Genomic DNA, 26,321 nt, shown 5'->3' with positions numbered 1-26,321 from the left:
TGTCGAAGCCCCTCTGTTTCGCACCCCAACATGTCTGACGCCGCTTCCCCTACCGACTACCGTTCCACGCTGAACCTGCCCGACACCCCCTTCCCGATGCGCGGCGACCTGCCCAAGCGCGAACCGGGCTGGGTCAAGGAATGGAACGACGAAGGCCGCTACCAGCGCCTGCGCGACGCCCGCCACGGCGCGCCCAAGTTCATCCTGCACGACGGCCCGCCCTACGCCAACGGCCAGATCCACATGGGCCACGCGGTGAACAAGATCCTGAAGGACATGATCACCAAGGCGCGCCAGCTCGAAGGCTACGACGCGCTCTACGTGCCCGGCTGGGACTGCCATGGCCTGCCGATCGAGAACGCCATCGAAAAGCAGTACGGCCGCAACCTGAGCCGCGACGAGATGCAGGCCAAGAGCCGCGCCTACGCCACGGAACAGATCGCGCAGCAGATGGCCGACTTCCAGCGCCTGGGCGTGCTGGGCGAATGGGACCATCCCTACAAGACGATGGACTTCGCGAACGAAGCCGGCGAGCTGCGCGCGTTCAAGCGCGTGATCGAGCGCGGCTTCGTCTACCGCGGCCTCAAGCCCGTGTACTGGTGCTTCGACTGCGGCTCGTCGCTGGCCGAGTTCGAGATCGAATACGCCGACAAGAAGAGCCAGACCCTCGACGTGGCCTTCAAGGCGCACGAGCGCGAGAAGGTGCTCAAGGCCTTCGGGACCGACCACACGATCCTCGGCGACATCTTTGCCGTGATCTGGACCACCACCGCGTGGACCATCCCGGCCAATCAGGCGATCAACCTGAACCCGGAGATCGAATACTCGCTGGTCGACACCGAGCGCGGCCTCCTGATCCTCGCCAACTCGCTGGTCGAGATGTGCATGACGCGCTATGCGCTCGACGGCAAGGTGCTGGCCACGGTCAAGGGCGAAGCACTTGGCGGGCTCGAATTCGAGCATCCGCTGTACGACGTGAAGGACGAGAACGGAAACCACGGCTACCAGCGCCTGTCGCCCGTGTACCTGGCCGACTACGCCACCGCCACCGACGGCACCGGCCTGGTCCACTCCTCGCCCGCCTACGGCGTGGACGACTTCAACTCCTGCATCGCGCATGGCGTGGCGTATGACGATATCCTGAACCCGGTGCAGGGCAACGGCAGCTACGCGCCCGACTTCCCGCTGTTCGGCGGGCAGAACATCTGGAAGGCCGTGCCGGTGATCATCGCGGCGCTGCGCGATGCCAACCGCCTGCTCACCACCGAGACCATCACGCACAGCTATCCGCACTGCTGGCGCCACAAGACGCCGGTGATCTACCGCGCCGCGGCGCAGTGGTTCATCCGCATGGACCAGGGCGAAGGCGTGTTCACCAAGGACAAGGCGCCCAAGACGCTGCGCCAGACCGCGCTCGACGCCATCGAACAGACCAGCTTCTACCCGGAGAACGGCAAGGCGCGCCTGCACGACATGATCGCCGGGCGGCCCGACTGGTGCATCAGCCGCCAGCGCAGCTGGGGCGTGCCGATCCCGTTCTTCCTGCACAAGGATTCGGGCGAGCTGCATCCGCGCACGATGGAAATCCTCGACCAGGCCGCCGACATCGTCGAGAAGGGCGGCATCGAGGCCTGGAGCCGCGTCACGGCCGAAGAAATCCTGGGCGCCGAAGATGCGCCGCACTACACCAAGAGCACCGACATCCTCGAGGTGTGGTTCGACTCGGGCTCGACCTTCTATCACGTGCTGCGCGGCACGCACCCCAACGTGCACCACGAGAGCGGCCCCGAAGCCGACCTGTACCTCGAAGGCCATGACCAGCACCGCGGCTGGTTCCATTCGTCGCTGTTGATCGCCTGCGCGCTGGAAGGCCGCGCGCCCTACCGCGGCCTGCTCACGCACGGCTTCACGGTGGATGCCAAGGGCATCAAGATGAGCAAGTCGCTCAAGAACGGCATCGACCCGCAGGAAATCAGCAACAAGCTGGGCTCGGAAATCATCCGCCTGTGGGTGGCCGCGAGCGACTACTCGGGCGACATCGCGGGCGACGACAAGATCCTCGCGCGCGTGGTCGATGCCTACCGCCGCATCCGCAACACGCTGCGCTTCCTGCTGGCGAACACGAGCGACTTCGACATCGCCAAGGATGCGGTGCCGCTCGAGGAACTGTTCGAGATCGACCGCTATGCGCTCTCGCGCGCGGCGCAGTTCCAGGCCGAGATCCTTGCGCACTACAAGGTGTACGAGTTCCATCCGGTGGTGGCCAAGCTGCAGATCTACTGCTCGGAAGACCTGGGCGGCTTCTACCTCGACATCCTGAAGGACCGGCTCTACACGACCGCGCCGGGCTCGCTGGCGCGCCGCAGTGCGCAGACGGCGCTCTGGCACATCTCGCAGGCAATGCTGCGCTGGATGGCGCCGTTCCTGAGCTTCACGGCCGAAGAGGCATGGAAGTTCGTGAGCACGGGCAAGCCGGGCGAGTCGATCTTTGCGCAGACCTACAGCCAGTTCGCCGCGCCCGACGAAGCACTGCTTGCGAAGTGGGGCCGCATCCGCGAGATCCGCGACGTGGTCAACAAGGACATCGAAGCCGTGCGCGCCGAAGGCAAGGTCGGCTCGTCGCTGCAGGCCAAGCTGCAGCTCAGCGCACCGGCCGACGACTTCGCGCTGCTGGAGTCGCTGGGCAACGACCTGAAGTTCGTCTTCATCACTTCGGCGATCGAACTGGCGGCGGGCGAAGCGCTGTCTTCGGTGGTGACGCCGAGCACGGCGCAGAAGTGCGATCGCTGCTGGCACTACCGCGACGACGTGGGCCACGACCCGGCGCATCCGACGATCTGCGGCCGTTGCACGAGCAACCTGTTCGGTGCCGGCGAGCCGCGGAGCTTTGCCTGATGGCGGCGGCACGCACCATGTCGGCATCGCGCTCGCGCAGCGGCAGCATCTGGCCATGGCTCGGGCTGGCGGCGATCATCCTGATCATCGACCAGTTCACCAAGACGCTGATCCTGGGCTACTACAAGCTGGGCGACGCAACCTACGTGACGAGCTTCTTCAACGTGGTTCGCGCGCACAACACGGGCGCCGCGTTCTCGTTCCTGGCCGACCACTCAGGCTGGCAGCGCTGGTTCTTCACGGCCATTGGCGTGGCGGCCGCGGTGTTCATCGTCTGGATGCTGAAGTCGCACGCGGGGCAGAAGCTGTTTTCGTTCTCGATGGCCTGCATCCTGGGCGGGGCGATCGGCAATGTGATCGACCGGATGATGCACGGCTACGTGGTGGACTTCCTGAGCTTCCACGTGGGCAACTGGTACTTCCCGGCGTTCAATGCGGCGGACAGCGCGATCACGCTGGGGGCGATCTGCCTGGTGCTGGATGAGATACGGCGGGTTCGGCGGGGGAAGTAGGGCTTCTTAGCGGCTTTGGGGAGACGCGCCCGGCATGCGGCGCGGCGCGGTCGGCCCCACTATGCCGGCCCTTCGGGCTGCCCTGCGGTGCTCGCGTTTCGCGGGGTCTCGCAGAACTCGCCTTCGGCTCAGACAGCTGCGAGCCCTGATCCGCGAAACGCTGCGCTCCTCGGCGGCACAGAGGGGCCGACCGCACCGCACCGCCTGCCGGGCGCTTGCCGTCGCTTGGATGCCGCTGCCCTCACCCCGGCCCTCTCCCGGAGGGAGAGGGAGCAAGACCGGGCTCGCACGCGCGCGAGGGTTTTTCCCCACTTCATCGGCTGTCACGGCGGGGTCATACTGCCGCGGTGAAATGTAATCGATTACATGACACCGCACGAATGAGCATCCAAGCCGTTGCAGCCAAAGCCGGGGTTTCCGTGGCCACCGTGTCGCGAGCCTTCAATTTCCCCGACAAGGTGACCCGATCCACGCGGGAGCTGGTGGAGCGCGTCGCGCGTGAACTCGACTATGTGCCGAACGCCAGCGCGCGCACCTTGCGCACCCAGCGCAGCCGTGCGCTGGGCGTGGTGCTGCCGACGCTCTTGAATCCGACCTTTGCCGAATGCCTGCAGGGCATCGCACGCGCGGCCATCGCCGGCGGCTACGCGATCATTCCCATCACCACCGGCTACCAGCTCGACGAGGAAGAGCGCGCGGTCCACCTGCTTCTGGCCGGCAATGTCGACGGGCTGATCCTCGTGGTCTCCAATCCTTCCACGTCGGCCGCGCTGGCCCGGCTGCGCAGCACCGGCACGCCCTACGTGCTGGCCTACAACAGGCACCCCGAGCATCCCTGCGTGACCGTCGATGGCGAAGCGGCCGTGGCCGATGCGGTGGCGCGGCTGGTGCTGCATGGGCATCGCCGCATCGCGATGGTCAGCGGCACGCTCGCCGCGTCCGACCGCGCGCAGCAGCGCTACCGCGGCTACCGCAAGGGCATGAGCGATGCCGGGCTCAAGGCACCGCCGCTGATCGAGGTGCCGTTTGTCGAAAGCGCGGTCGATGCGCTCGCCGGCGTGCTGCAGGCGCCCGGCCGGCCCACTGCGCTGGTCTGCTCGAACGACCTGCTCGCCATCCGCAGCATCCGCGCCGCGCACCTGGGCGGCCTTGCCGTGCCGGACGACCTCAGCGTCATCGGCTTCGATGGCATCGCGCTCGGCGAAGACCTGACGCCGGCGCTCACCACCATCGCGCAGCCCAACGACGACATCGGCCGCCGCAGCGTCGAGCTGCTGATCCAGGCGATGGCCGGCGGCACCGCGCTGCAGGCCGATGCGAGCCTGCTGCTGCCGTACTTCTTCCGCGACGGCGAATCGTGCGCGGCCGCGCGCGACAACGCCAACGACTGATCGATCACCTCACCTCCGTCTCCACATATCCATCCAAGGAGTTCTTTCATGTCCCTCCGTATTTCCCGCATGGCTCGCCTCGGCCTGATCGCCGCCGCGCTCGTTGCCGCTGGCAGCACCATGGCCCAGACTGCCATTTGCTACAACTGCCCCACCGAGTGGGCCGACTGGGGCACGCAGCTCAAGGCCATCAAGGCCAAGACCGGCATCACCGTGCCGGCCGACAACAAGAACTCGGGCCAGTCGCTCGCGCAGCTGGTGGCCGAGAAAGCGAGCCCCGTGGCCGACGTCACCTACCTGGGCGTGACCTTCGCGGTGCAGGCGCAGAAGGAAGGCGTGGTCGAACCCTACAAGCCGGCCGCGTGGAAAGACATTCCCGACGGCCTGAAGGACCCGGCGGGCAACTGGTTCACCATCCACTCGGGCACGCTCGGCTTCATGGTCAACGTCGATGCGCTCAAGGGCAAGCCGATTCCGAAGTCGTGGGCCGACCTGCTCAAGCCCGAATACAAGGGCCTGATCGGTTACCTCGATCCGGCCTCGGCCTTCGTGGGCTATGTCGGCGCGGTGGCGGTGAACGAGGCGCGCGGCGGCACGCTCGACAACTTCGCGCCGGCCATCGACTATTTCAAGGCGCTGCAGAAGAACGAGCCCATCGTGCCCAAGCAGACTTCCTACGCGCGCGTGCTGTCGGGCGAGATCGCGATCCTGCTGGACTACGACTTCAATGCCTACCGCGCCAAGTACAAGGACAAGGCCAACGTCGCCTTCGTCATCCCGAGCGAAGGCACGCTGGCCGTGCCCTACGTGATGAGCCTGGTCGCCAGGGCGCCGCATGCGGCCGAGGGCAAGAAGGTGCTCGACTTCGTGCTGTCCGACGAGGGCCAGGCGATCTGGGCCAAGGCCTACCTGCGGCCGGTGCGCGCGAGCGCAATGCCCAAGGACATCGAGGCGCAGTTCCTGCCTGCTACCGAATACGCCCGCGCGAAGAGCGTCGACTACGCCCGCATGGCCGAGGCGCAGCGTGCGTTCTCCGATCGGTATCTCAAGGAAGTGCGCTGAGTTTTGTCCCGGATGCGTTCAGGGCGCGCTCCCGCCGACGGGGTACCTTGCTCCGCGAATGTCCTCCGGCCTGCGGCCTCCCCCTTGATTTCGCTGCGCAAGGCACCCCATCAGCGGGTGCGTTGGACAGAGCAGTCGTTGATCAGCGGTACACCCAGAGCGTGCCCTGGTGCACAGGCCATCGGGTGCTCCCCGCAGCGAAATAAAGGAGGAGCCGAAGGCGGGGGACATTCGCGGAGGGGAGTACCCGGTGGCCTGTGCACACGCCCCGAACAAAACAGCGACAAGAACACAAGCGCGTAATGAAAAACTGAGATGAAGCAACCCAACGCCTGGAACCCCCGCTGGCGCCTGCTGGCCTGCGCAGCCCCCGCCGCCGTTTTCTTCGCGGCCTTCTGGCTGCTGCCGGTGGTGCGCCTGCTCACGCTGCCGGCGAGCAAAGGCTGGTCCACCTACTTCGCAGTGCTCACCGACTCGCGCTACCTGCAGAGCATGGCCAACACCGTCGCACTGTCGGTGGCCGTGACACTGGCAACCCTGGTGCTCGGCGCCGCCGTCGGCATCTACCTTGCGCGCCATGCCTTCGCGGGCAAGCGCATGCTGCTGTCGCTGCTCACGCTGCCGCTGTCCTTTCCGGGCGTGATCATTGGTTTCTTCGTGATCCTGCTCGGCGGGCGCCAAGGGCTGGTGGCCGACATCGGCGACAGCCTGTTCGGCCAGCGCATCACCTTCGCCTACGGCCTGCTCGGGCTGTTTCTCGCGTACCTCTACTTCTCGCTGCCGCGCGCCATTGCCACCTATGCCGCCGCGGCCGAGGCCATGAACATGCAGCTCGAAGAAGCCGCGCGCTCGCTCGGCGCCTCGCGGCTGCGCGTGGCGCGCGACGTGTGGCTGCCCGAACTCGCGCCCACCACGCTCGCATGCGGCGCGATCCTGTTCGCCACCTCGATGGGCGCCTTCGGCACCGCGTTCACGCTGGCCAGCAAGTTCGAGGTGATCCCCATCACCATCTACAACGAGTTCACCAACTACGCCAACTTCGCGCTCGCCGCATCGCTGTCGATCGCGCTGGGCCTCGTGACCTGGCTGGTGCTGTTCGCCGCGCGGCGCTTCGGGGCCAACCCGGTCGCGCGCTGAATCATCAAGGAACTCCCTCATGCGAAAGAACACGCAACCCCGGGCGCCCTTCCTGCTGGCCATCACCGTGCTCGTGAGCCTCTTCATGATCGCGCCGATGCTGCTGTCGGTGATGGCGGGCCTGGTCAACAACTACAGCGCGGGCCTGAAGAGCGGCCTCACGCTGCGCTGGCTCGGCGAGGTATGGGACAACTACGGCGGCACCGTCGGCTGGTCGCTCGCGCTGGCGCTGGCCTGCGTGGTGGGCACCGTGCTGCTGGGCGTGCCCTGCGCCTATGCGCTGGCGCGCAGCCGCTCGCGCGCGGCGCACATCTTCGAGGAGCTGCTCACGCTGCCGGTGGCGGTGCCGGGGCTGGCCACGGCGCTGGCGCTGATCCTTGCCTACGGGCAGCTCACGGCCTTCCGCCAGAGCTTCGCCTTCATCCTGGTGGGCCACATGGTGTTCACGCTGCCGTTCATGGTGCGCACCGTGAGCTCGGCCTTCCAGCGCGACGACCTGCTCGCGCTCGAAGAGGCGGCCCGCTCGCTGGGCGCGAACTTCCGCCAGCGCTTCATGGGCATCCTCGTGCCCGCGGTGTTCCCCGCCATCGTGGCCGGCAGCCTGATGGTGTTCACGCTCTCGGTGGGCGAGTTCAACCTCACGTGGATGCTGCACACGCCGCTCACGCGCACCCTGCCCGTGGGCCTGGCCGACAGCTATGCCTCGATGCGCATCGAGATCGGATCGGCCTACACGCTGGTCTTCTTCGCCGTGATCCTTCCGGTGCTGTGGGGCCTTCAATATCTTGCCAACCTGATGCAGAAACGCCATGGAACTTGAACGCATTCCCATCGACATCGCGAACTGCGCGAAAACCTACGCCGACGGCACGCGCGGCCTGCTGCCCACCCACCTGCACGTGGAGGCCGGCGAGGTGCTGGCGCTGCTCGGGCCCTCGGGCTGCGGCAAGACCACGCTGCTGCGGTTGATCGCGGGGCTCGAAGCGCCCGACGCAGGCAGCCGCATCGTGTTCGGCGGGCAGGACGTCACCGAGCGGCCGGTGGAGCATCGCGGCGTGGGCATGGTGTTCCAGAGCTATGCGCTGTTTCCGCAGATGACGGTGGCGGCCAACATCGGCTATGGGCTGCGCATCCGCGGCGTGGCGCCGGAAGAGGAAAGGCGCGCGGTGGGCGAGCTGGTCGACCTGACGCGCCTGGGCGGCCTGGAGAACAAGCGCCCCGCCGAGCTCTCGGGCGGCCAGCGGCAGCGCGTGGCGCTGGCGCGTGCCGTGGCCGTGCGCCCGCGCGTGCTGCTGCTCGACGAGCCGCTGGCCGCGCTCGATGCCAAGCTCAAGGAGTCGCTGCGCGACGAGCTTGCCGAACTGCTGCGCCGGCTGCACATCACGGCCATCCACGTGACGCACGACCAGCAGGAGGCGCTGGCCATTGCCGACCGCCTGGCGGTGATGAGCGCCGGGCGCATCGTGCAGATCGGCCGCGGCGAGGAGCTGTACCGCGCGCCGGCACATCCCTTCGTTGCCGAATTCCTGGGCCGCGTCAACCGCCTCGCGCGCGAAGCCGACGCCATTGCGCAAGGCGTTGTCCGACTCGGCGGAAGCACCCTGCCTTGCCCACCCGCCTGGCGCAGCCATGCGATGCTGCTGGTGCGGCCCGAAGACGTCGAAGTGAGCGCGCCCCGGCCCGACTGGGGCACCGCCACGGTCGAGCGCCGCACCTTTCTCGGCGACCGCGTGCAGCTGCAGTTGCGCGTGCAGGACCAGCCCCTGCTCGTGGCCGACGTGGGCCGCGACACACCCTTCGGTCCCGGCGATCCGGTGGGCCTGCGCATCCAGCCCGACCGCCTGATGACCTCGCAGGAGACCATCGCATGACGACGACAACGACACAAGACACCACCTTCCTGGTCCAGCTGACCGACCTGCACATCCGCGAGCCGGGACGCCTGGCCTATGGCCGCATCGACACCGCGCCCTACCTGGAGCGCGCGGTGCAATCGGTGCTTCGGCTGCCGCAGCAGCCCGACGCCGTCGTGATCACGGGCGACCTCAGCGACTTCGGCCGCGCGGCCGAATACGAGCACCTGGCGCGCCTGCTGGCGCCGCTCGCGATGCCGGTCTACCTGATGCCCGGCAACCATGACGAGCGCGGCCAGCTGCGCCGCAGCTTTCCCGGCCATGCCTACCTGGCGGCGGGCGTCGGCTCGGCCGGCTTCGTGCAGTATTCGGTGCGCGTCGGCGCGCTGCGCCTGCTCACGCTGGACACCTGCGTGCCGGGCGCGAGCCACGGCGAACTCTGCAGCGAGCGCCTGGCCTGGCTCGAGGAACAGCTCGATGCCTGCCGCGGCGAGCCAGTGGTGATCGCCATGCACCACCCGCCTTTCCGCACGCTGATCGGCCACATGGACGAGATCGGCCTGCTGCAGGGCGCCGAGGCGCTCGAGGCGCTGGTCGCGCGGCACCGCAACGTGGAGCGCGTGATCTGCGGCCACCTGCACCGCGCGATCGACGTGCGCTTTGGCGGCAGCATTGCATCGACTTCGCCGGCGCCGGCGCACCAGGTCTGCCTGGACCTGTCGCCCGATGCGGCCTCGGCCTGGACGCTGGAGCCCCCGGGCTTCAAGATTCACGCCTGGTCGGCCCGGGACGGCCGGCTCGTGACCCATCTGGCAGCTTCGGGCACTTTCGAAGGCCCTTTTCCCTTCCATGACAACGGAGCGTTGATCGACTGAGGCCATTCATGTGGAAAATGGGGCCGCAAACGAACAAAAACGAAAAGGATAGAAACCGGCATCCATGAAGCACCTCCTGAACCTGCTCGCCGCCGTTGCCCTGCTGGTGTGGGGCACGCACCTCGTGCGCACGGGCGTGCTGCGCGTGTTCGGCGCCAACCTGCGCAAGATCCTGGTGCAGAGCATGCGCAACCGCTTCACGGCCGCGCTGTCGGGCATCGGCGTCACGGCCCTGGTGCAGTCGAGCACCGCCACCTCGCTGATGACCTCCTCCTTCGTGGGGCAGGGCCTGGTCACGCTGCCGGCGGCGCTGGCGGTGATGCGCGGGGCCGACGTGGGCACGGCGCTCATCTCGGTGCTGTTCTCGGCCGATCTCTCGTGGCTGTCGCCGATGTTCATCTTCGTGGGGGTGGTGTTGTTCATCACCCGCTCGGCCAGCGTGGCGGGCCGCGTGGGGCGGGTGCTGATCGGCCTGGGGCTGATGCTGCTGGCGCTGCAGCTGGTGGTGGAAGCGACCGAGCCCCTCTTTTCGGCGCCGGCCGTGCGCGTGCTGCTGGCCTCGCTCAACAGCGATGTGCTGCTCGAGATCACCATCGGCGCGGCGCTGGCGATCGTGGCCTATTCGAGCCTGGCGGTGGTGCTGCTGGTGGCGGCCATGGCCAGTTCCAACGTGGTGCCGCTGGACGTCGCGCTCGGGCTGGTGCTGGGCGCCAACCTCGGCAGCGGCCTGCTGGCGGTGCTGACCACGGCCAAGTCCGCGGTGCCGGTGCGGCAGGTCACGGTGGGCAACCTGCTGTTCAAGGGGCTGGGCGTGGCCATCGTCGCGCCTTTCGTCGGGCTCTGGCTGCGCTACGTGCAGCCGCACGTGCCGAACGCGACGCACGGCGTGGTGCTGTTCCACCTGGCGTTCAACGTGCTCATCAGCCTGGGCTTCATCGGGCTCACGCAGTGGGTTGCCGCGCTGGTCACGAAGATGCTGCCGGTGCCTCCGCTGCCGGCCACCTCCACGCGGCCGCATCACCTCGACCCGTCGGCGCTGTCGACGCCCTCGCTCGCCATTTCCAACGCGGCGCGCGAGGCGCTGCACCAGGCCGACGTGGTGGAGACCATGCTCATCGGCACGCTCGACGTGATCCGCCACAACGACCTGCGCCTGGCGCAGGAGCTGCGGCAGCTCGACGACACGGTGGACGAGCTCTACTCGGCCATCAAGTACTACATGACGCGCATCTCGCGCGAGGCGCTGGGCGAGGAAGAAAGCCGGCGCTGGACCGACATCATCAGCTTCACCATCAACATGGAGCAGATCGGCGACATCATCGAGCGCGTGATCATCGACATCGAGGACAAGAAGATCAAGCCGCAGCGCAATTTCTCCGAAGCGGGCATGGCGGAAATCGTCGAGCTGCACGGACGGCTGGTCGCCAACCTGCGGCTGAGCATGAGCGTCTTCCTGAACGGCAACGTGCGCGACGCGCAGCGGCTGCTCGAGGAGAAGGCGCGCTTCCGCGACCTCGAGCGGGCCTATGCCACCACGCACCTCGACCGGCTCTCCGACCGCACCACGCTGAGCATGGAGACCAGCTCGCTGCACATCGACCTGATCAGCGACCTGAAGCGGATCAACTCGCACATCTGCTCCATTGCCTATCCGATCCTCGAATCGGCGGGCGCGCTGGCGCCGAGCCGGCTGCGCGAATCGCGGCTCGGCAAGATCGAGGGCTGATCTCGCGCTGGCGCGGTCAGTGCGCCGCAGGGAATGGCGGGGCCGCGAACTGCTCCATGCGCCGGCGCAGGCAAAAGTCGACCAGGTCGTCGAGCTCGGTGGCCTTGTCGAACACCGCGTCGGCGCCCAGCTGCGCGCACTTGCGCCGCATCTGCGGCGTCAGGTGGTTGCTGAGCACCACCATCTTCTGGTTCGGATCGCGGTTGCGGCAGGCCTCGAGCACGCCGAAGCCGGTGCCGTCCTTGAGGAACAGGTCGACGATGGCCAGGTCCCATTGCGACAGGTTGCCCGCGAGCCAGCGCGCGCCCTCGTTCTCGGTTTCGGCCTGGCCCACCGGATCGACCCGCGCCACCTCGCGCAGCGTGCCGGCCAGGTTCTCGCGGATGGCGGGGTTGTCCTCGACGATGAAGGTTCTGACGGTGTCCATGGCGCGGGCCTTCGCTGGCTTTGCTGAAGGCTACAAAGTGCGCCTTGCACAAGACGCAGGCATGACACCCCACCGCGGGTAGGACGGCGGCTGGCCCGGCCTCAGAGCGTGAGGATGGTGCAGCCGGTGGTCTTGCGCGCTTCCAGGTCGCGATGCGCCTGCTGCACGTCGACCAGTGCATAGCGCTGGTCGATCGGGATCTTCACCGCGCCGCTCTGCACCACGGCGAACAGGTCGTCGGCCATGGCCTGCGTGCTCTCGCGCGTGGCGATGTGCGTGAACAGCGTCGGTCGCGTCACGTAGAGCGAGCCCTTGGACGCCAGCGTGCCCAGGCTGATCGGCGGTACCGGGCCCGAGCCGTTGCCGAACACAGCCAGCAGGCCGAACGGGCGCAGGCAGTCGATGGAGCCTTCCCAGGTGTCCTTGCCGACCGAGTCGTACACCACCTTCACGCCCTTACCGCCGGTGATCTCCTTCACGCGGGCCGCGAAGTTCTCGGTGCTGTAGTTGATGGCATGCGCCGCGCCGTGTTCGAGCGCGAGCTTGCACTTGGCGTCGCTGCCGGCCGTGCCAATCAGCTGCAGGCCGAGCGCCTTGGCCCACTGGCAGGCGATCAGGCCGACGCCGCCGGCCGCCGCATGGAACAGGATGAAGTCGCCGGGCTGCAGGCCTTCGGCCGGCAGCGTCTTCTTCAGCAGGTATTGCGTCGTGAGGCCCTTGAGCATCATGGCCGCGCCGGTCTCGAAGGAGATCGCATCGGGCAGCTTGCAGACATTCTTGGCCGGCATCACGCGCAGCTCGCTGTAGGCACCGGGCGGCTGGCTCGCATAGGCGGCGCGATCGCCGGCCTTCAGGTGCGCCACGCCTTCGCCCACGGCCTCGACCACACCCGAGGCTTCCATGCCCAGCTGCAGCGGCATCTGGAACGGATAGAGCCCGCTGCGCTGGTAGGTGTCGATGAAGTTCAGGCCCACGGCCTTGTGGCGGATGCGGATCTCGCCGGGGCCGGGCTCGCCCACCTCGACGTCGACGATCTTCAGTTCCTCGGGGCCGCCATGGCGGTCGATACGGACGGCTTTGCTCATCATCTTTGCAGTCTCCAGTCGCACAGAAAAGAAGAGGCGCATGGTGCCACGTTTGGCCTTCGCGCGACGGGGGCGGGGAATGCCCGGTAGAGTCGGCGGCCATGCAGATCCAGCAGCGCCTCACGCCTTCCACCGTCTTCCTGCTCACCGTGCCGCCGCTGCTGTGGGCGAGCAATGCGGTGGTCGGCCGCCTGGTGCGCGACCTGGTGTCGCCGCTCACGCTGAACTTCGTGCGCTGGGTCATCGCGTTCGTGCTGCTGCTGCCGCTCGCATGGCCGGTGCTGCGCCGCGGCAGCCCGATGTGGGCGCACTGGAAGCGCTATTCGGTGCTGGGGCTGCTGGGCATCGGCAGCTACAACGCATTCCAGTACCTGGCGCTGCAGACCTCCGCGCCGATCAACGTCACGCTGGTGGGCTCCAGCCTGCCGCTGTGGATGCTGGCGGTGGGCGGCATTTTCTTCGGCGCGCGTGTCGGCGGGCGCGAGATCGGCGGCTCGCTGCTCTCGATGCTGGGCGTGCTGCTGGTGCTGAGCCGGGGCGAATGGCGGCAGCTGCTCGCGCTGCGGCTGGTGCCGGGCGATCTCTACATGATCCTGGGCACCATCGCCTGGGCGTTCTACAGCTGGTTCCTGGTGCGCACGCGGGAGCCGCAGGACGTGCGGCAGGACTGGGCCGCGTTCCTGATGGCACAGCTGGTGTTCGGCCTCGCATGGTCGGGCCTGTTCGCGGCCGGGGAATGGACGCTGGCCGATGCGCGCATGGAGCTCGGATGGCCGCTGCTGGCGGCGCTGGCCTTCATCGGCATCGGCCCGGCCGTGGTGGCCTACCGCTGCTGGGGCAGCGGCGTGCAGCATGCGGGGCCGCAGGCCGCGAGCTTCTTCATGAACCTCACGCCGCTGTTCGCCGCGCTGCTGTCCGCGGCCTTCCTGCGCGAGCCGCCGCACTGGTACCACGGCGCGGCCTTTGCGCTGATCGTGGGCGGCATCGTGATCTCGTCACGGCGCCCATAGCCGCGCGCGGCACGAAGCGCGCGCAGCCTGGGGGCGAGCTCAGTACGTGCCGGGGTAGGCGCCGCCGTCGGCCAACACGTTCTGTCCCGTCATGTAGCCGGCCTGCATGCTGCAGAGGAAGGCGCAGATCGCGCCGAACTCGGCGGGCGTGCCGAAGCGCCTGGCCGGAATGTTCTTCTTGCGGGCTTCCCACACGGTGTCGAAGTCTTGTCCCGACTTCTGCGCTGCGCCGGCCATCGTGCCCTTCAGGCGGTCGGTGTCGAAGGAACCGGGCAGCAGGTTGTTGATGGTCACGCCCTGCGCGGCGATGGGCGTGCGCGCCACGCCGGCCACGAAGCCCGTGAGGCCGCTGCGCGCACCGTTGGAGAGGCCGAGGATGTCGATGGGCGACTTCACCGAGCTCGAGGTGATGTTGACGATGCGCCCGAAGCCGCGCTTGGCCATGCCGTCGACCGTGGCCTTGATGAGCTCGATCGGCGTCAGCATGTTGGCGTCGACGGCCTTGATCCATGCCTCGCGGTCCCAGTTGCGGAAATCGCCCGGAGGCGGGCCGCCGGCGTTGGTGACGACGATGTCGAAGTCGTGGCCGAGCGCGAACACCGCCGCGCGGCCGGCCTCGGTCGTGATGTCGGCGGCCACGTGCTTGACGAAAGGCGCCGGCGAGCCGGCTGCCGCTGCGGCCAGCTTCGCAGCCGCCGCTTCGAGCACCTCGGCGCCGCGCGCCACGATCACCACGTTCACGCCCTCGCGCACCAGCGCCTCGGCGCAGCCGTAGCCCAGTCCCTTGCTCGCGCCGCACACCAGCGCGGTCTTGCCTGCAATGCCCAAATCCATGTTGTTGCTCCTTGACTGCAGGAGCGCTAGCGCCCCGTGCGTGTGAAAACGAAGATGCCCGCAATCACGAGCACCGTGCCGGCCGCGATCCACGCGGTGAACGGCTCGCCGAGTATGACCACGCCCATGAGGATGGTCGACAGCGGCCCGATCATGCCGGTTTGCGCGGCCATGGCCGGGCCGATGCGCTCGATGGCCATCATGACCATGAGGACAGGCACCGCCGTGCACAGCGTGGCGTTGAGCACCGACAGCCAGATGACCTCGGGCGCCACCTGCATTGCGGCGCTCATCGGCCGCGTCAGCACGAACTGCAGGATGCACAGCAGGCAGGCCACGGTGGTGGCCAGCCCCACGAGCCGCAGCGAGCCCAGGCGCTTGACGAATTCGCCGCTGTAGACAAGGTAGGCCGCATAGCTCACGGCGCTCAGGAACACGAGGAAGGTGCCCCAGGCCGCCGCGCCGCCGCCCTTGCCGCCGCCGCCGATCCAGAGCTCGTGCCCGAACACGAGCAGCACGCCGGCATAGCTCACGATCATGCCGAGCACCTGCGGCCGCGTGGCGCGCCGCCGGTACAGGAGCCAGCCGAACAGCAGCACCAGCGTGGGGTTGAGATAGAGAATGAGCCGCTCGAAGCTGGCCGAGATGTAGGCGAGCCCGGCAAAGTCGAGAAAGCTCGCCAGGTAGTAGCCCGAGAAGCCGAGCCCGGCCACGCCGAACCAGTCGCGCAAGGTGAGCGCGGGCTTGCCGCGGCCGGCCCACCACGCCATCAGTGCGAACAGCGGCAGCGCGAACAGCATGCGCAGCATGATCAGCGTGATCGCATCCACGCCGTAGCGGTAGGCCAGCTTGACGATGATGGCCTTGCCGCTGAACGCGACCGCGCCGAGCGAGGCGAGGATGAGGCCGGGCGCAAGGCTCCTTGCGCCGCTGGCTGAAGAAGAGGGAATGCCGGTCTGTACGGCGGACTTGGTCATTCCCCGATCATCGCGTAGCCGTCAAAAGCCCGCCGCCAGGCCATCGCGGCGCGGATCGCTGGCGGCCACGTAGCCTTCGACCGACGGATCGCCCGCGCGCCAGATGAACTGGCCGGCGCCGAAGTCCTGGTAGGAGTCGTCGATCACGTCCAGGTGGTGGCCAAGCTCGCGCAGGCCCTGCACCGTGGCCGGGTTCATTGCGGCCTCGACGTTGATCTCGAGCCCCGCGTTGAAGCGCCAGCGCGGCGCATCGCAGGCGGCCTGCGGGTTCTGCTTGTAGTCGAGCATGCGCACCAGCGTCTGCATGTGGCCTTGCGGCTGCATGTTGCCGCCCATCACGCCGAAGCTCATCACCGGCTGGCCGTCCTTGGTGAGGAAGGCCGGGATGATGGTGTGGAACGGCCGCTTGCCCGGCGCCACGACGTTCGGGCTCTCGGCCTTGAGGCTGAAGCCGTGGCCGCGGTTCTGCAGGCTGATGCCGAACTCGGGCTCCACGCAGCCCGAGCCGAAGCCCATGTAGTTGCTCTGGATGAAGCTCACCATCATGCCGCTCTCGTCGGCCGCCGTGAGGTAGATGGTGCCGCCCTTGACGGGGTTGCCGGCCTTGAAGTCCTGTGCCTTTTTCACGTCGATGAGTCTCGCACGCGATGCGAGGTAGGAGTCATCGAGCATTTGCGCGGGTGTCACCGTCATCGACGATGGCTCCGACACATAGCGGTAGACGTCGGCGAAGGCGAGCTTCATCGCCTCGATCTGCAGGTGCTGCGAAGCGACCGAGTCGACCGGCAGCGAGGCGATGTCGAACTTTTCCAAGATGCCGAGCGCGATCAGCGCCGCAATGCCCTGCCCGTTGGGCGGAATCTCGTGCAGCGTGTGGCCGCGGTAGTCGCGCGAGATCGGCTTGACCCATTCGGGCTGGTAGGCCGAGAGGTCGGCCACCGTGAGCGAGCCGCCCTGCTCCTTCGAGAACCTGGCAAGCGCCTCGGCAATCTCGCCGCTGTAGTAGGCCTCGCCCTTGGTGCGGGCAATGGCCTTGAGCGCGCGCGCGGCGGCCGTGAAGCGGAACAGCTCGCCCACTTCGGGTGCGCGGCCCCAGGGCATGAAGGTCTGCGCGAAGCCCGCCACCGATGCCAGCACCGGCGTGGCCGCGGCCCACTTCTGCTGCACCACCGGCGGCACCAGGTAGCCGCGCTCGGCGATGTCGATGGCCGGTGCCAGCAGGTCGGCGAAAGGCAGCTTGCCGAAGCGGTCGGAGAGCGCCACCCAGCCGCGCACCGCGCCCGGCACGGTGACCGAATCGATGCCGCGCATCGGCGGCGTGGCGGCGTCGGCGCCGTACTTGGCCTTGAAGTAGTCGGGCGTCCAGGCCTTGGGCGCGGGGCCCGAGGCGTTGAGGCCGTGCAGTTCCTTGCCGTCCCACAGGATGCAGAAGGCGTCGCTGCCCAGGCCGTTGCTCACGGGCTCGACCAGCGTCATCACGGCCGCGGTGGCAATGGCCGCATCGACGGCATTGCCGCCCTGCTGCAGCATGCGCAGCCCCGCCTGCGAGGCGAGCGGGTGCGAGGTCGACACCACGTTGCGCGCGAAGATCGGAATGCGGGTGGAGAGATAGGGGTTGCCGAAGTCGAAATTCATGGGAATGTGCTCGCTTATTCGTTGGTGATCTTGCGCTCGACCACGATCTTTTTCCACTTGGCGGCATCGGCCGCCACCATTTTGGCGAACTGCTCGGGCGTTCCGGCGGCGGCAGGCTCGATGCCCAGGCGCGACAGTTTTTCCTTCACCTCGGGATCGGCCAGCGCCTCGTTCGCGGCCTTGTTGACGCGCGCCACGATGTCCGCCGGCAGGCCCTTGGGACCGTAGAAGCCGAACCAGGTGTTCGACTCGAAGCCCGGCAGCGTGTCGGCGATCGGCGGCAGTTCAGGCGCGAGCGGGCTGCGCTTGAGCGTGGTGACGCCCAGCGCGCGCAGCCGGCCGTCGCGCACGTGCGGCATGCCGGTGGGAAGCGAATCGAACAGCACGTCGACCTTGCCGCTGATCAGGTCGGGAATGGCCAGCGCCGTGCCCTTGTAGGGAATGTGGGTCACGAACACGCCGGCCTGCGCCTTGAAGAGCTCCGCAGTGAGCTGCACGATGGTGCCGTTGCCGCTGGACGCGTAGTTGAGCTTGCCGGGGTTCTTCTTTGCGTGGTCGATCCATTCGCGCACGGTCTTTGCGGGCGAGTTGACCGGCACCAGCATGATGCTCGGCGCATCGCCCACGTGCGCGATGGGCGTGAAGTCGCGCACCGTGTCATAGGGCAGCTTGCTGGTGATGGCCGGCCCGATGGAGTGGGTGCTGGTGGTGGCCAGCAGCAGCGTGTAGCCGTCGGCCGGCGCCTTCGCGGCCATGTCGGAGCCGATGGCGCCGCCCGCGCCCGGCTTGTTGTCGATGATCAGCGAGGTGCCGAGCTTTTCGCTCATCTTCTGCCCGAGCGTGCGGGCGAAGAGGTCGGTTGCGCCGGCCGCCGGGAACGGCACGATCAGCCGCACCGGCTTGTTCGGATAGCCCTGGGCCACGCTGGCCGTCGATGCAGCCACGCAAAGCGCCGCCGCGGCCGCTTGGAGGAACTGGATTCTTTTCATGGTGCTGATTCTGGCCCGGTGGAGAAAAGCTCGCATGCTATGCAGCCGCCGCACATCAAGCCAGATAATCGAGCTTATTCAACTATGAGCGCTGCTTATGACGAAGAACGCCACGGAGGAAGTCTCGCTGCAGCAGCTGCGGGCGCTGGCGGCGGTCGCCGAATCGGGCAGCTTCACATTGGCAGCGGAAAGCCTGCAGCTGACGCAGCCGGCCATCAGCCACCTGGTCAAGCGCATGGAAGAGCAGCTCGGACAGCCGCTCATCGTGCGCGGCCGCCGTATCCAGTTCACGAGCGCGGGCCAAGTGATGGTCGAGACCGCCGTGCGGGCGCTGCGGATGATCGATGAATCGGTGGGCGCCTGCCGCTCGCAGTCGCAGCTGCGCGAAGGACGCGTGGTGCTGGCCGTGGGCCACCTCACGGCGGGCGCCCTGCTGCCGCCGATGCTCGGCCGCTTCTCGCAGAAGCACCCCACGCTGGCCACCACGCTGCTGGACAGCACCGCGGAGCAGATGATCTCGCGCATCCTCTCGCAGGAGGCCGACCTGGGCTTTGGCTCGGACATCGGCCAGAAGCACTCGGAGCTGGCGACCGAGCCGCTGTTCACCGAGCGCATGGCCCTCTTCGTACGCGACGACCATCCGCTGGCCCAGCGCGTGGTGGTCGATGCCCGGCAGCTCGAGGCGCTGCCCTTCATCCACGTGAACCCCGACGCCAACGTGTGGCGCGCCGTGAGCCGCCAGCTGTCGAGCATGGCGAATGTGTATCCGCGCGTGGTCCACCATGTGTCGATGCTGTCGACAGCCTTCGGCCTGATCCAGGCGGGCGCGGGTGTGGCGCTCCTGCCGCGCTATGTGGAGGTGCTGATGCCCGGCAACCTGCGCGCCGTGGCGGTGACACGCCCGGCGCTCGAATACCCGGTCGTCGCCATCCGCCTGGCCAAGCATCCGCTCAATCCCGCGGCCATGGCTTTTCTCACCATGGCACGACAGCACATGAAACCACCAAGGGCTGCCAGGCCCTGAAAAAGAAAACGGCGCCCGAAGGCGCCGCCGTATTTTTCGTGGAACACCGCGGAACCGGCTATGCCGGGCCGCTGGTGTTGCCCCCTTGAGGGGGGAGTCGAGCTACACGAAGTGAGCGAGGGACGGGGGTGGGCCGTTCAGTCCTCGACGAAGGCTTCTTCGCGCTTCGCCTTGACCGCCGGCAGCAGCACGATCACGAGCAGCAGCAAAGCGGCAAGCAGCAGGCCGAGCGAGATCGGACGCGTGACGAACACGCTCCAGTCGCCGCGCGACAGCAGCAGCGAGCGGCGCAGGTTTTCTTCCATCATCGGTCCGAGGATGAAGCCCAGCAGCAGCGGCGCAGGCTCGCAACCCAGCTTGAAGAAGGTGTAGCCCACGAAGCCGAAGATGCCGACCATCCAGATGTCCCAGGTGTTGTTGTTCGTGGAGTACACGCCGATGGCGCAGAACAGCACGATCGCCGGGAACAGGAACTTGTAGGGCACCGACAGCAGCTTGATCCACATGCCGATCAGCGGCAGGTTCAGGATGATCAGCATCGCGTTGCCCAGCCACATCGAGGCGATCAGGCCCCAGAACAGCTCGGGGTTGCTGGTCATCACCTGCGGGCCGGGCTGGATGTTGTGGATCGTCATTGCGCCCACCATCAGCGCCATCACCGCGTTGGGCGGAATGCCCAGCGTGAGCAGCGGGATGAAGGAGGTCTGCGCACCGGCGTTGTTGGCCGCCTCGGGAGCTGCCACGCCGCGGATGTTGCCCTTGCCGAACGGCACTTCGCCGGGATGCAGCTTGGTCTTCTTCTCGATGGTGTAGGCCGCGAAAGCCGACAGCAGCGCACCGCCGCCGGGCAGGATGCCGAGCGAAGAGCCCAGCGCCGTGCCGCGCAGCACCGCGGGAATCATCCGCTTGAAGTCTTCCTTGGTCGGGAACAGGCCCGAGACCTTGGCGGTGAACACTTCGCGCTCGTCGTCGGGGCGCGAAAGGTTGGCAATGATTTCGCCGTAGCCGAACACACCCATGGCAATGGCCACGAAGCCGATGCCGTCGGTCAGTTCCGGAACGTCGAAGCTGTAGCGCGCCACGCCCGAATTCACGTCGGTGCCGACCAGGCCCAGCAAGAGGCCCAGAACGATCATCGCGATGGCCTTGAGCAGCGAGCCCGAAGCCAGCACCACGGCGCCGATCAGGCCCAGGATCATCAGCGAGAAGTACTCGGCCGGGCCGAACTTGAAGGCCAGCTCGGTCAGCGGCGGCGCAAAGGCCGCCAGGATCAGCGTGCCGACGCAGCCCGCGAAGAACGAGCCCAGGCCCGCCGCGGCCAGCGCCGGACCCGCACGGCCCTTGCGCGCCATCTGGTAGCCGTCGATCACGGTCACCACCGACGAAGATTCGCCCGGCAGGTTCACGAGGATGGCGGTGGTCGAGCCGCCGTACTGCGCGCCGTAGTAGATGCCGGCCAGCATGATCAGCGCCGACACGGGCGGCAGCGCGTAGGTGGCGGGCAGCAGCATCGCGATGGTCGCGACCGGGCCGATGCCCGGCAGCACGCCGATCAGGGTGCCCAGGATGCAGCCGACCAGGCAGTACAGCAGGTTGGTGAAGGTAAAGGCAACGCCAAAACCCATCGAGAGGTGTTCAAACAATTCCATTTGCGCGCTTTCTTCTCAACCGGTGATGAAGGTCGGCCAGACCTGGATCTGCAGCTTCAGCGCCCAGATGAAGGCGACATAGCTGCCGACGGCCAGCACGGTGGCCAGGATCAGCACGCTGGGAAGCTTGAACTCATGGCCCGCCAGGCTCGAGATGATCACGAGCGCGTAGATGGCGATGATCATTCCCATGGCCGGCACGCCGAGGCTCGGCAGGCCGCCCAGCAGGATGCCGAACGCGAGATTGGCGCCCAGGATGAACACGACCTGCTTCCAGGCCCACTTGCCGATCTTTTCGCCGTCGGTGGTTTCGACGGTCAGGCCGCTGAACATGATCCCCAGGCCGATGACGGCCATCAGGATGCCCAGCATCAACGGGAAATAACCCGGCCCCATGCGGGCGCCGCTGCCTACGCTGTAGGTGGTGGCGCCCCATGCGAACGCCACGCCCACGACCGTAAACATCAGACCCGAGAAAAAGTCTTTCTGACTCTTGATTTTCACGAACAGTCTCCTCGAACAAATTTCGATGCGAGATTGTCTGGTCAGCTGGTGGTCAGCTCGATGTGGATTCCACTAACCGAAAGCCTAGGGATAACCCCGGGGGCCCGGCCGCTGCTTCACTCCAGCGGCGGCGTCGCGCTCAGCACTTCCTCGATGGTGGTGACGCCTTCGGCGATGCGCAGCGCCCCGGCCAGGCGCAGCGGGCGCATGCCGTCGATCACGGCCTGGCGGCGCAGCCCGGCCAGGTTGGGCTCCTTGGTGACCTGGGCCTTGAAGTCCTCGCTGATGCTCAGCAGCTCGTACAGGCCCATGCGGCCCATGTAGCCGGTCATGCGGCAGTCGACGCAGCCCACGGGCTTGTAGGCGCGCACCGAACCGGTGATCTGCCAGGGCTTGACGATGGTCTCGAGCTTCTCGCGCGTGACCGTGTCGTCGGGCTGCTTGCAGTTGGGGCACAGCGTGCGCACCAGCCGCTGGGCCAGCACGCCGAGCATCACGGCGTTGATGAGGTAGGAAGGCACGCCGAGTTCCATCAGCCGCGTGATGGCGCTTGGCGCGTCGTTGGTGTGCAGCGTGCTGAACACCAGGTGGCCGGTGAGCGCGGCCTGCACCGCCATCTCGGCCGTGGCAAGGTCGCGGATCTCGCCGACCATGATGATGTCCGGGTCCTGCCGCATCAGCGCGCGCAGGCCTTCGGTAAAACCGAAATCGAGCTGCGGCTGCACCTGCGTCTGGTTGAACGAAGGCTCGATCATCTCGATCGGGTCTTCCACCGTGCTCACGTTGACCTCTTCGGTGGCCACGCGCTTGAGCGTGGAGTACAGCGTGGTGGTCTTGCCCGAGCCCGTGGGCCCGGTCACCAGGATGATGCCATTGGGCCGCGTGACGAGCTGTTCCCAGCGCTGCGCGTCGTGCTGCGCGAAGCCGAGCGCGTCGAGGTCCTTCACCGCGGTGTCGGGGTCGAAGATGCGCATCACCATCTTCTCGCCGAAGGCGGTCGGCAGGGTGGAAAGGCGCATTTCGACTTCGTCGCCGCGCATGTTGCGCGTCTTGATGCGGCCATCGAGCGGGCGGCGCTTCTCGACCACGTCCATGCGGCCCAGCAGCTTGATGCGCGACACCATCGCGTTCATCACGCCCATGGGCATCTGGTAGGCCGGGTGCAGGATGCCGTCGATGCGAAAGCGGATCACGCCCTGCTCGCGCCGCGGCTCCAGGTGGATGTCGCTCGCGCGCTGGTCGAAGGCGTATTGCCAGAGCCAGTCGACCACCTGCACCACGCTCTGGTCGTTGGCGTCGAGCTGCTTGGTGCTCTTGCCCAGCTCCACCAGCTGCTCGAAGCTCGCGCCGCCGGTGTTGCCGCCGGCCTTCTGCGCGGCGCGCACCGACTTGGCGAGCGCAAAGAACTCGGCCGTGTAGCGCTGGATGTCGGTGGGGTTGGCCACCACGCGGCGCACGGTGCGGCGCGACTGGCGTTCCACCTCGGCGATCCAGTCGGTCAGGAAGGGTTCGGCCGTGGCCACCACCACCTCGTTGGGCAGCACCTGCACCGGCAGCACCTTGTGGCGCTCGGCGTAGGCCGCGCTCATGGTGTCGGCGACCTTGCCCACGTCGACCTTGAGCGGATCGATGCGCAGGTAGGCAAGCCCGGCGCGGCCGGAGAGCCACTGCGTGAGCATTTCGAGGTCGAGCGGCTTGCCGTCGCTCTCGCGCGTCATGGCCACGTTGGCCAGCCGCACCAGCGGCGCCTGCCGGCTCTCGGCCTGGGCGCAGCGCGCGATGGTGCGCTTGGCTTCCACCGGAGAAATCACGCCGTCGGCGGCGAGCCATTCGATCAGGCGGCGCAGGTCGAGCGGGCCTTCGTGGCGGGCGGCCAGGGATGCGGGGGCGGAAACAGCGCTCATGGGCCGGACGGTCGGGTGAGGGTGGGATTCAGCGGTTTGAACACGCGCAGCCATTTGGGCGCGGGCAGGGCCCATCGAGTCTGGATCGTTTGGGCGCGCTCGGCAAGGGCTTCGCGCTTGGGCCGGCTGGGTGCGCGCTGCGCCAGCACCACCGTGTTGCCTTCGCGCGTCGGCTTGAAGGCCCAGACCGCATCGGCGCCGAATGCACCGGCGATTTTCTCGAGGCTGCGCTCGTAGCTCGACGAGCGGCCGAAGAGATTGACCGTCATGCAGCCGTCCTCGGTGAGCAGCGCGCGGCAGTCGGCGTAGAAGTCTTCGCTGTCGAGCACCGGCGCGGCGGCTTCATGGTCGTAGAGGTCGACCTGCAGCGCATCGACCGTGCCCTGCCATTCGGGCTTGCGGATCTCCTGCGCGGCATCGGCAATGACCACGCGCAGCTTCGGGTCGTCGGCCGGCAGCTTGAACCAGCCGCGGCAGGCCGACACCACCTGCGGATTCAGTTCCACCGCGGTGGTGCGCATGCGCAGCGTCTTGCGGCAGAACTTGGTGAGCGTGGCCGCGCCGAGGCCCAGCTGCATGGCATGGCGGCTGGCCACGCTCTTGGGGTCGGCGAACAGCAGCCAGGCCATCATGCGCTGCACGTATTCGAGCTCGATCTCGAACGGCGCGTCGAGCTTCATCGAGCCCTGGACCCATTCGGTGCCCAGGTGCAGGTAGCGGATGTCGCCCCAATCGGAAAAGTTGACTTCGGGGAGAACGGGAGTTTTGCTCGTGGCCATCAAAGAAGGTGGTGGGCGTCGAAGACCTTGCGCCAGGCTTCGAGCTTGCGCTCGAAGCTCCACGACGCGTTGGCGGGGCTGGTGGAAGGCAGCTGGTAGACCGGCACCCCGAGGGTGCGCGTGTGGCGCGCATGCTTGAAGCTCTCGCCGCCGTTGTGCGCAATGGCCGCGAGCCGGGGCAGGTGCAGGCCCGCGATGTCGTTGGCCACGGGCGCGCGGATGGCGGAGTCGAGGCTGCCCTCGCGCTCGCAGGCCGCGTACACGTCCCACACGCCCAGGCCGCGCTCGAGCAGCCACTTTTTCTTCTCGGGATAGCTGTCTGCGCCCATGGGGAGCGGATGGTGGGGCCAAACGGCTTGCAAGATTTTCCAGAACTGATTTTGCGGATGCGCATAGTACTGCTGCAGTTCGAGCGAGCGCACGCCCGGGAAGCTGCCCAGGATCAGTACGACGGTGGCGGGAGAGACGATGGGGGCCAGGCCCGTGAGCACGGGGCTGCCGGTGTCGGATGCGTTGGGTGGGTTCATGGACAGGCTCTATCTTGGCACTGTCGCCCGCCCATGAAAAAACCCGCCGAAGCGGGTTTTTCTAAAGGCGAATTCCGATTACTTCTTGGCGGCTTCGTTCTCGGCGGTGCCGGGCACCTTCTCGCCGATCGCCTTGCCGGCGCTGCGCATGCCGTCGGCCGTCTTGTGGCCGGCGGTTTCAACGGCGTCGCCGGTCTTGGCAGCCACGCTCTTGGTGGCATTGGTGGCCTTCTTGGTGGTGCGCTTGGTCGCGTTCCAGGCCTTCTTGGTGCCGCGCTCGGTGGCGTTCACGGCCTTCTTGGTCGTGCGCTTGGTGGCATCGACCGCGTCCTTGCCGGCTTCCTTCACCTTCTCGGTGGTGCTGGGCTCCGCGGTGGCTGGCGCCGGCGCTGCGGTGGCCGGAGCGGCGGTGGTCTGGGCCACGGCGGACACGCCGATGGAGGCCAGCGCGAGGGCGAGCACGACAGGCACGGTGCGGATGAAAGATGTGTTCATGCGAAAGCTCCTTTTGGGATGAGATGCTGGAGTGACGAACTTGCCACTGGACAAGAAACGCCGCTTCGAGCACCGAGGATGACAGCAAACCCGCAGGCTTCGTTGCGCCATCGCAAGACGGGATGTCGGCCTACGCGGTGTGCGGCCGGCCTTCCGACAAGGACAGGAGGCCTTCGAGCCGCGGCAGCGCCGCGAGCGCATTGCGGGTGGTGGCTTCGGCCAGTTCATTGATGCCGATGCCGCGCAGCCGCGCCACCACTTCGGCGATGCGCGGCAGCTCGCCTGGCTCGTTGCGGCCCTGCGCTTCGCCGGCCGCGCGCTGCGCCTGGGTGCGGTAGAGCCAATGCGGCTGGATGTCGGGTGCATCGGTTTCCATCACCATCGATTCGAGCGGCAGCGTGGCCGCCAGCCGCCGCAGCTGCAATGCGCGGTCGAAGGTCACGGCGCCGCCGAAGCCCAGCTTCAGGCCGATCCCGATGCAGGACGCGGCCTGCTGCTCGCTGCCGTTGAACGCATGGGCAATGCCCTGCCACGGCCGGCCGGCCGCGGTCTGCCGCAGGTGCTTGAGCACCTTGTCGACCGAGCGGCGCACGTGGATGAGCACCGGCAGATCGTATTTGCGCGCGAGTTGCAACTGAGTGTGAAAGAAGTGCTGTTGCTTGTCGCTGTCCAGCCCTTCCACGAAGTAGTCGAGGCCGATCTCGCCGACCGCAACCAGCCGCGGATCGCCGCGGTGCGCGGCAAGCTCGGCATCGAGTGCCTCCAGGTCGGCCTCCTCTGCATTGCCGGTGCACAGCGGGTGGATGCCCAGCGCATAGGCGTCGCCCTGCACCCGCGCGAGCTCGCGCACGGTCGCAAAGTTGAAGACCGCCACCGCGGGAATGACGCACAGCACCACGCCCCTTTCGGCGGCCCGTGCACGCACGAGCGGCATTTCCGCACCGAATTCGGGCGCATCGAGGTGGCAGTGGGTATCGACAAAAACAGCCATGGCCAGATGATGCCCGAAGGGATGCAAGGCAGAAGAAAGC

The 26,321-nt window shown here is 67.4% G+C and carries 24 protein-coding genes; 11 read left to right on the top strand and 13 right to left on the bottom strand.

Going from position 1 to position 26,321, the window contains the following annotated elements:
• Positions 1 to 30: 30 nt before the first annotated feature.
• The 9 genes from ileS (at position 31) to ACAM58_RS06475 (ending at position 11,451) form a co-directional block, all read left to right on the top strand.
• A complete protein-coding gene (gene ileS / locus ACAM58_RS06515; RefSeq protein WP_369664278.1) occupies positions 31 to 2,895 on the top strand; it encodes an isoleucine--tRNA ligase in 2,865 nt (954 codons plus the stop codon).
• The gene (gene lspA, locus ACAM58_RS06510; protein ID WP_028254282.1) at positions 2,895 to 3,407 is read left to right on the top strand and encodes a signal peptidase II; all 513 of its coding nucleotides are present in this window, start codon (positions 2,895 to 2,897) and stop codon (positions 3,405 to 3,407) included. The genes ileS and lspA overlap by 1 nt, the downstream gene beginning before the upstream one ends.
• 380 nt (positions 3,408 to 3,787) lie before the next feature.
• Positions 3,788 to 4,798: a LacI family DNA-binding transcriptional regulator gene (locus ACAM58_RS06505; RefSeq protein ID WP_369664277.1), complete on the top strand. Its 1,011-nt coding sequence runs from the start codon at positions 3,788 to 3,790 to the stop codon at positions 4,796 to 4,798.
• A gap of 48 nt (positions 4,799 to 4,846) precedes the next feature.
• Complete coding sequence (locus tag ACAM58_RS06500) at positions 4,847 to 5,860, top strand: ABC transporter substrate-binding protein (RefSeq protein ID WP_369664276.1); 1,014 nt, start codon at positions 4,847 to 4,849, stop codon at positions 5,858 to 5,860.
• A gap of 315 nt (positions 5,861 to 6,175) precedes the next feature.
• Positions 6,176 to 6,997: an ABC transporter permease gene (locus ACAM58_RS06495; protein ID WP_369664275.1), complete on the top strand. Its 822-nt coding sequence runs from the start codon at positions 6,176 to 6,178 to the stop codon at positions 6,995 to 6,997.
• 19 nt (positions 6,998 to 7,016) lie between these two features.
• Positions 7,017 to 7,817: an ABC transporter permease gene (locus ACAM58_RS06490; protein ID WP_028254344.1), complete on the top strand. Its 801-nt coding sequence runs from the start codon at positions 7,017 to 7,019 to the stop codon at positions 7,815 to 7,817.
• Positions 7,807 to 8,868, top strand: coding sequence for an ABC transporter ATP-binding protein (locus ACAM58_RS06485; protein WP_012746411.1), 1,062 nt, complete (start codon positions 7,807 to 7,809; stop codon positions 8,866 to 8,868). The genes ACAM58_RS06490 and ACAM58_RS06485 overlap by 11 nt, the downstream gene beginning before the upstream one ends.
• The gene (locus ACAM58_RS06480; RefSeq protein WP_278880950.1) at positions 8,865 to 9,725 is read left to right on the top strand and encodes a phosphodiesterase; all 861 of its coding nucleotides are present in this window, start codon (positions 8,865 to 8,867) and stop codon (positions 9,723 to 9,725) included. The genes ACAM58_RS06485 and ACAM58_RS06480 overlap by 4 nt, the downstream gene beginning before the upstream one ends.
• Positions 9,726 to 9,789: 64 nt before the next feature.
• A complete protein-coding gene (locus tag ACAM58_RS06475; protein ID WP_012746409.1) occupies positions 9,790 to 11,451 on the top strand; it encodes a Na/Pi cotransporter family protein in 1,662 nt (553 codons plus the stop codon).
• A gap of 16 nt (positions 11,452 to 11,467) precedes the next feature.
• Here the strand turns inward: ACAM58_RS06475 and ACAM58_RS06470 are convergent, their stop codons facing one another.
• Positions 11,468 to 11,878 carry a response regulator gene (locus tag ACAM58_RS06470; RefSeq protein WP_012746408.1) on the bottom strand — a complete coding sequence of 137 codons (411 nt, stop codon included), beginning with the start codon at positions 11,876 to 11,878 and terminating at the stop codon, positions 11,468 to 11,470.
• Between the two features lie 101 nt (positions 11,879 to 11,979).
• On the bottom strand, positions 11,980 to 12,963 hold the full coding sequence (locus tag ACAM58_RS06465; protein ID WP_028254274.1) for an NADPH:quinone reductase: 984 nt from the start codon (positions 12,961 to 12,963) through the stop codon (positions 11,980 to 11,982).
• Positions 12,964 to 13,064: 101 nt separating this feature from the next.
• Between ACAM58_RS06465 and ACAM58_RS06460 the strand changes: the two genes are divergently transcribed.
• On the top strand, positions 13,065 to 13,973 hold the full coding sequence (locus ACAM58_RS06460) for a DMT family transporter (protein WP_018906465.1): 909 nt from the start codon (positions 13,065 to 13,067) through the stop codon (positions 13,971 to 13,973).
• Between the two features lie 39 nt (positions 13,974 to 14,012).
• Here the strand turns inward: ACAM58_RS06460 and ACAM58_RS06455 are convergent, their stop codons facing one another.
• Genes ACAM58_RS06455 through ACAM58_RS06440 form a run of 4 tightly spaced genes read right to left on the bottom strand, consistent with a single transcriptional unit; the run spans position 14,013 to position 18,408 of the window.
• Positions 14,013 to 14,807: an SDR family oxidoreductase gene (locus ACAM58_RS06455; RefSeq protein WP_028254273.1), complete on the bottom strand. Its 795-nt coding sequence runs from the start codon at positions 14,805 to 14,807 to the stop codon at positions 14,013 to 14,015.
• A gap of 26 nt (positions 14,808 to 14,833) precedes the next feature.
• Positions 14,834 to 15,784 carry a DMT family transporter gene (locus ACAM58_RS06450; protein WP_369664274.1) on the bottom strand — a complete coding sequence of 317 codons (951 nt, stop codon included), beginning with the start codon at positions 15,782 to 15,784 and terminating at the stop codon, positions 14,834 to 14,836.
• A gap of 21 nt (positions 15,785 to 15,805) precedes the next feature.
• On the bottom strand, positions 15,806 to 17,419 hold the full coding sequence (locus ACAM58_RS06445) for a gamma-glutamyltransferase (RefSeq protein ID WP_028254271.1): 1,614 nt from the start codon (positions 17,417 to 17,419) through the stop codon (positions 15,806 to 15,808).
• A 14-nt stretch (positions 17,420 to 17,433) separates the two neighbouring features.
• Entirely contained in the window at positions 17,434 to 18,408 is a 975-nt protein-coding gene (locus tag ACAM58_RS06440; protein ID WP_028254270.1) for a tripartite tricarboxylate transporter substrate-binding protein, read from the bottom strand.
• 97 nt (positions 18,409 to 18,505) lie between these two features.
• On the opposite strand from ACAM58_RS06440, the gene ACAM58_RS06435 reads away from it, so the two are divergent.
• Complete coding sequence (locus ACAM58_RS06435; RefSeq protein WP_028254269.1) at positions 18,506 to 19,432, top strand: LysR substrate-binding domain-containing protein; 927 nt, start codon at positions 18,506 to 18,508, stop codon at positions 19,430 to 19,432.
• Between the two features lie 137 nt (positions 19,433 to 19,569).
• On the opposite strand, the gene ACAM58_RS06430 is transcribed toward ACAM58_RS06435, so the two are convergent.
• The 7 genes from ACAM58_RS06430 to ACAM58_RS06400 form a co-directional block, all read right to left on the bottom strand.
• The gene (locus ACAM58_RS06430) at positions 19,570 to 21,081 is read right to left on the bottom strand and encodes a tripartite tricarboxylate transporter permease (RefSeq protein ID WP_012746400.1); all 1,512 of its coding nucleotides are present in this window, start codon (positions 21,079 to 21,081) and stop codon (positions 19,570 to 19,572) included.
• A gap of 15 nt (positions 21,082 to 21,096) precedes the next feature.
• On the bottom strand, positions 21,097 to 21,585 hold the full coding sequence (locus ACAM58_RS06425; RefSeq protein WP_012746399.1) for a tripartite tricarboxylate transporter TctB family protein: 489 nt from the start codon (positions 21,583 to 21,585) through the stop codon (positions 21,097 to 21,099).
• A gap of 116 nt (positions 21,586 to 21,701) precedes the next feature.
• A complete protein-coding gene (locus tag ACAM58_RS06420; protein WP_012746398.1) occupies positions 21,702 to 23,489 on the bottom strand; it encodes a GspE/PulE family protein in 1,788 nt (595 codons plus the stop codon).
• The gene (locus ACAM58_RS06415) at positions 23,486 to 24,268 is read right to left on the bottom strand and encodes a hypothetical protein (RefSeq protein WP_012746397.1); all 783 of its coding nucleotides are present in this window, start codon (positions 24,266 to 24,268) and stop codon (positions 23,486 to 23,488) included. The genes ACAM58_RS06420 and ACAM58_RS06415 overlap by 4 nt, the downstream gene beginning before the upstream one ends.
• A complete protein-coding gene (locus tag ACAM58_RS06410; protein ID WP_012746396.1) occupies positions 24,268 to 24,795 on the bottom strand; it encodes a DNA-deoxyinosine glycosylase in 528 nt (175 codons plus the stop codon). Before ACAM58_RS06410 ends, ACAM58_RS06415 begins: the two co-directional genes overlap by 1 nt.
• Before the next feature lie 78 nt (positions 24,796 to 24,873).
• Entirely contained in the window at positions 24,874 to 25,290 is a 417-nt protein-coding gene (locus ACAM58_RS06405; RefSeq protein WP_018906470.1) for a hypothetical protein, read from the bottom strand.
• Between the two features lie 130 nt (positions 25,291 to 25,420).
• The gene (locus tag ACAM58_RS06400; RefSeq protein WP_062362993.1) at positions 25,421 to 26,281 is read right to left on the bottom strand and encodes a TatD family hydrolase; all 861 of its coding nucleotides are present in this window, start codon (positions 26,279 to 26,281) and stop codon (positions 25,421 to 25,423) included.
• Positions 26,282 to 26,321: the final 40 nt, after the last annotated feature.

Source organism: Variovorax sp. V116, assembly GCF_041154435.1.
Lineage (GTDB): Bacteria > Pseudomonadota > Gammaproteobacteria > Burkholderiales > Burkholderiaceae_C > Variovorax > Variovorax paradoxus.
This window is presented reverse-complemented; position numbering and strand designations above follow the sequence as displayed.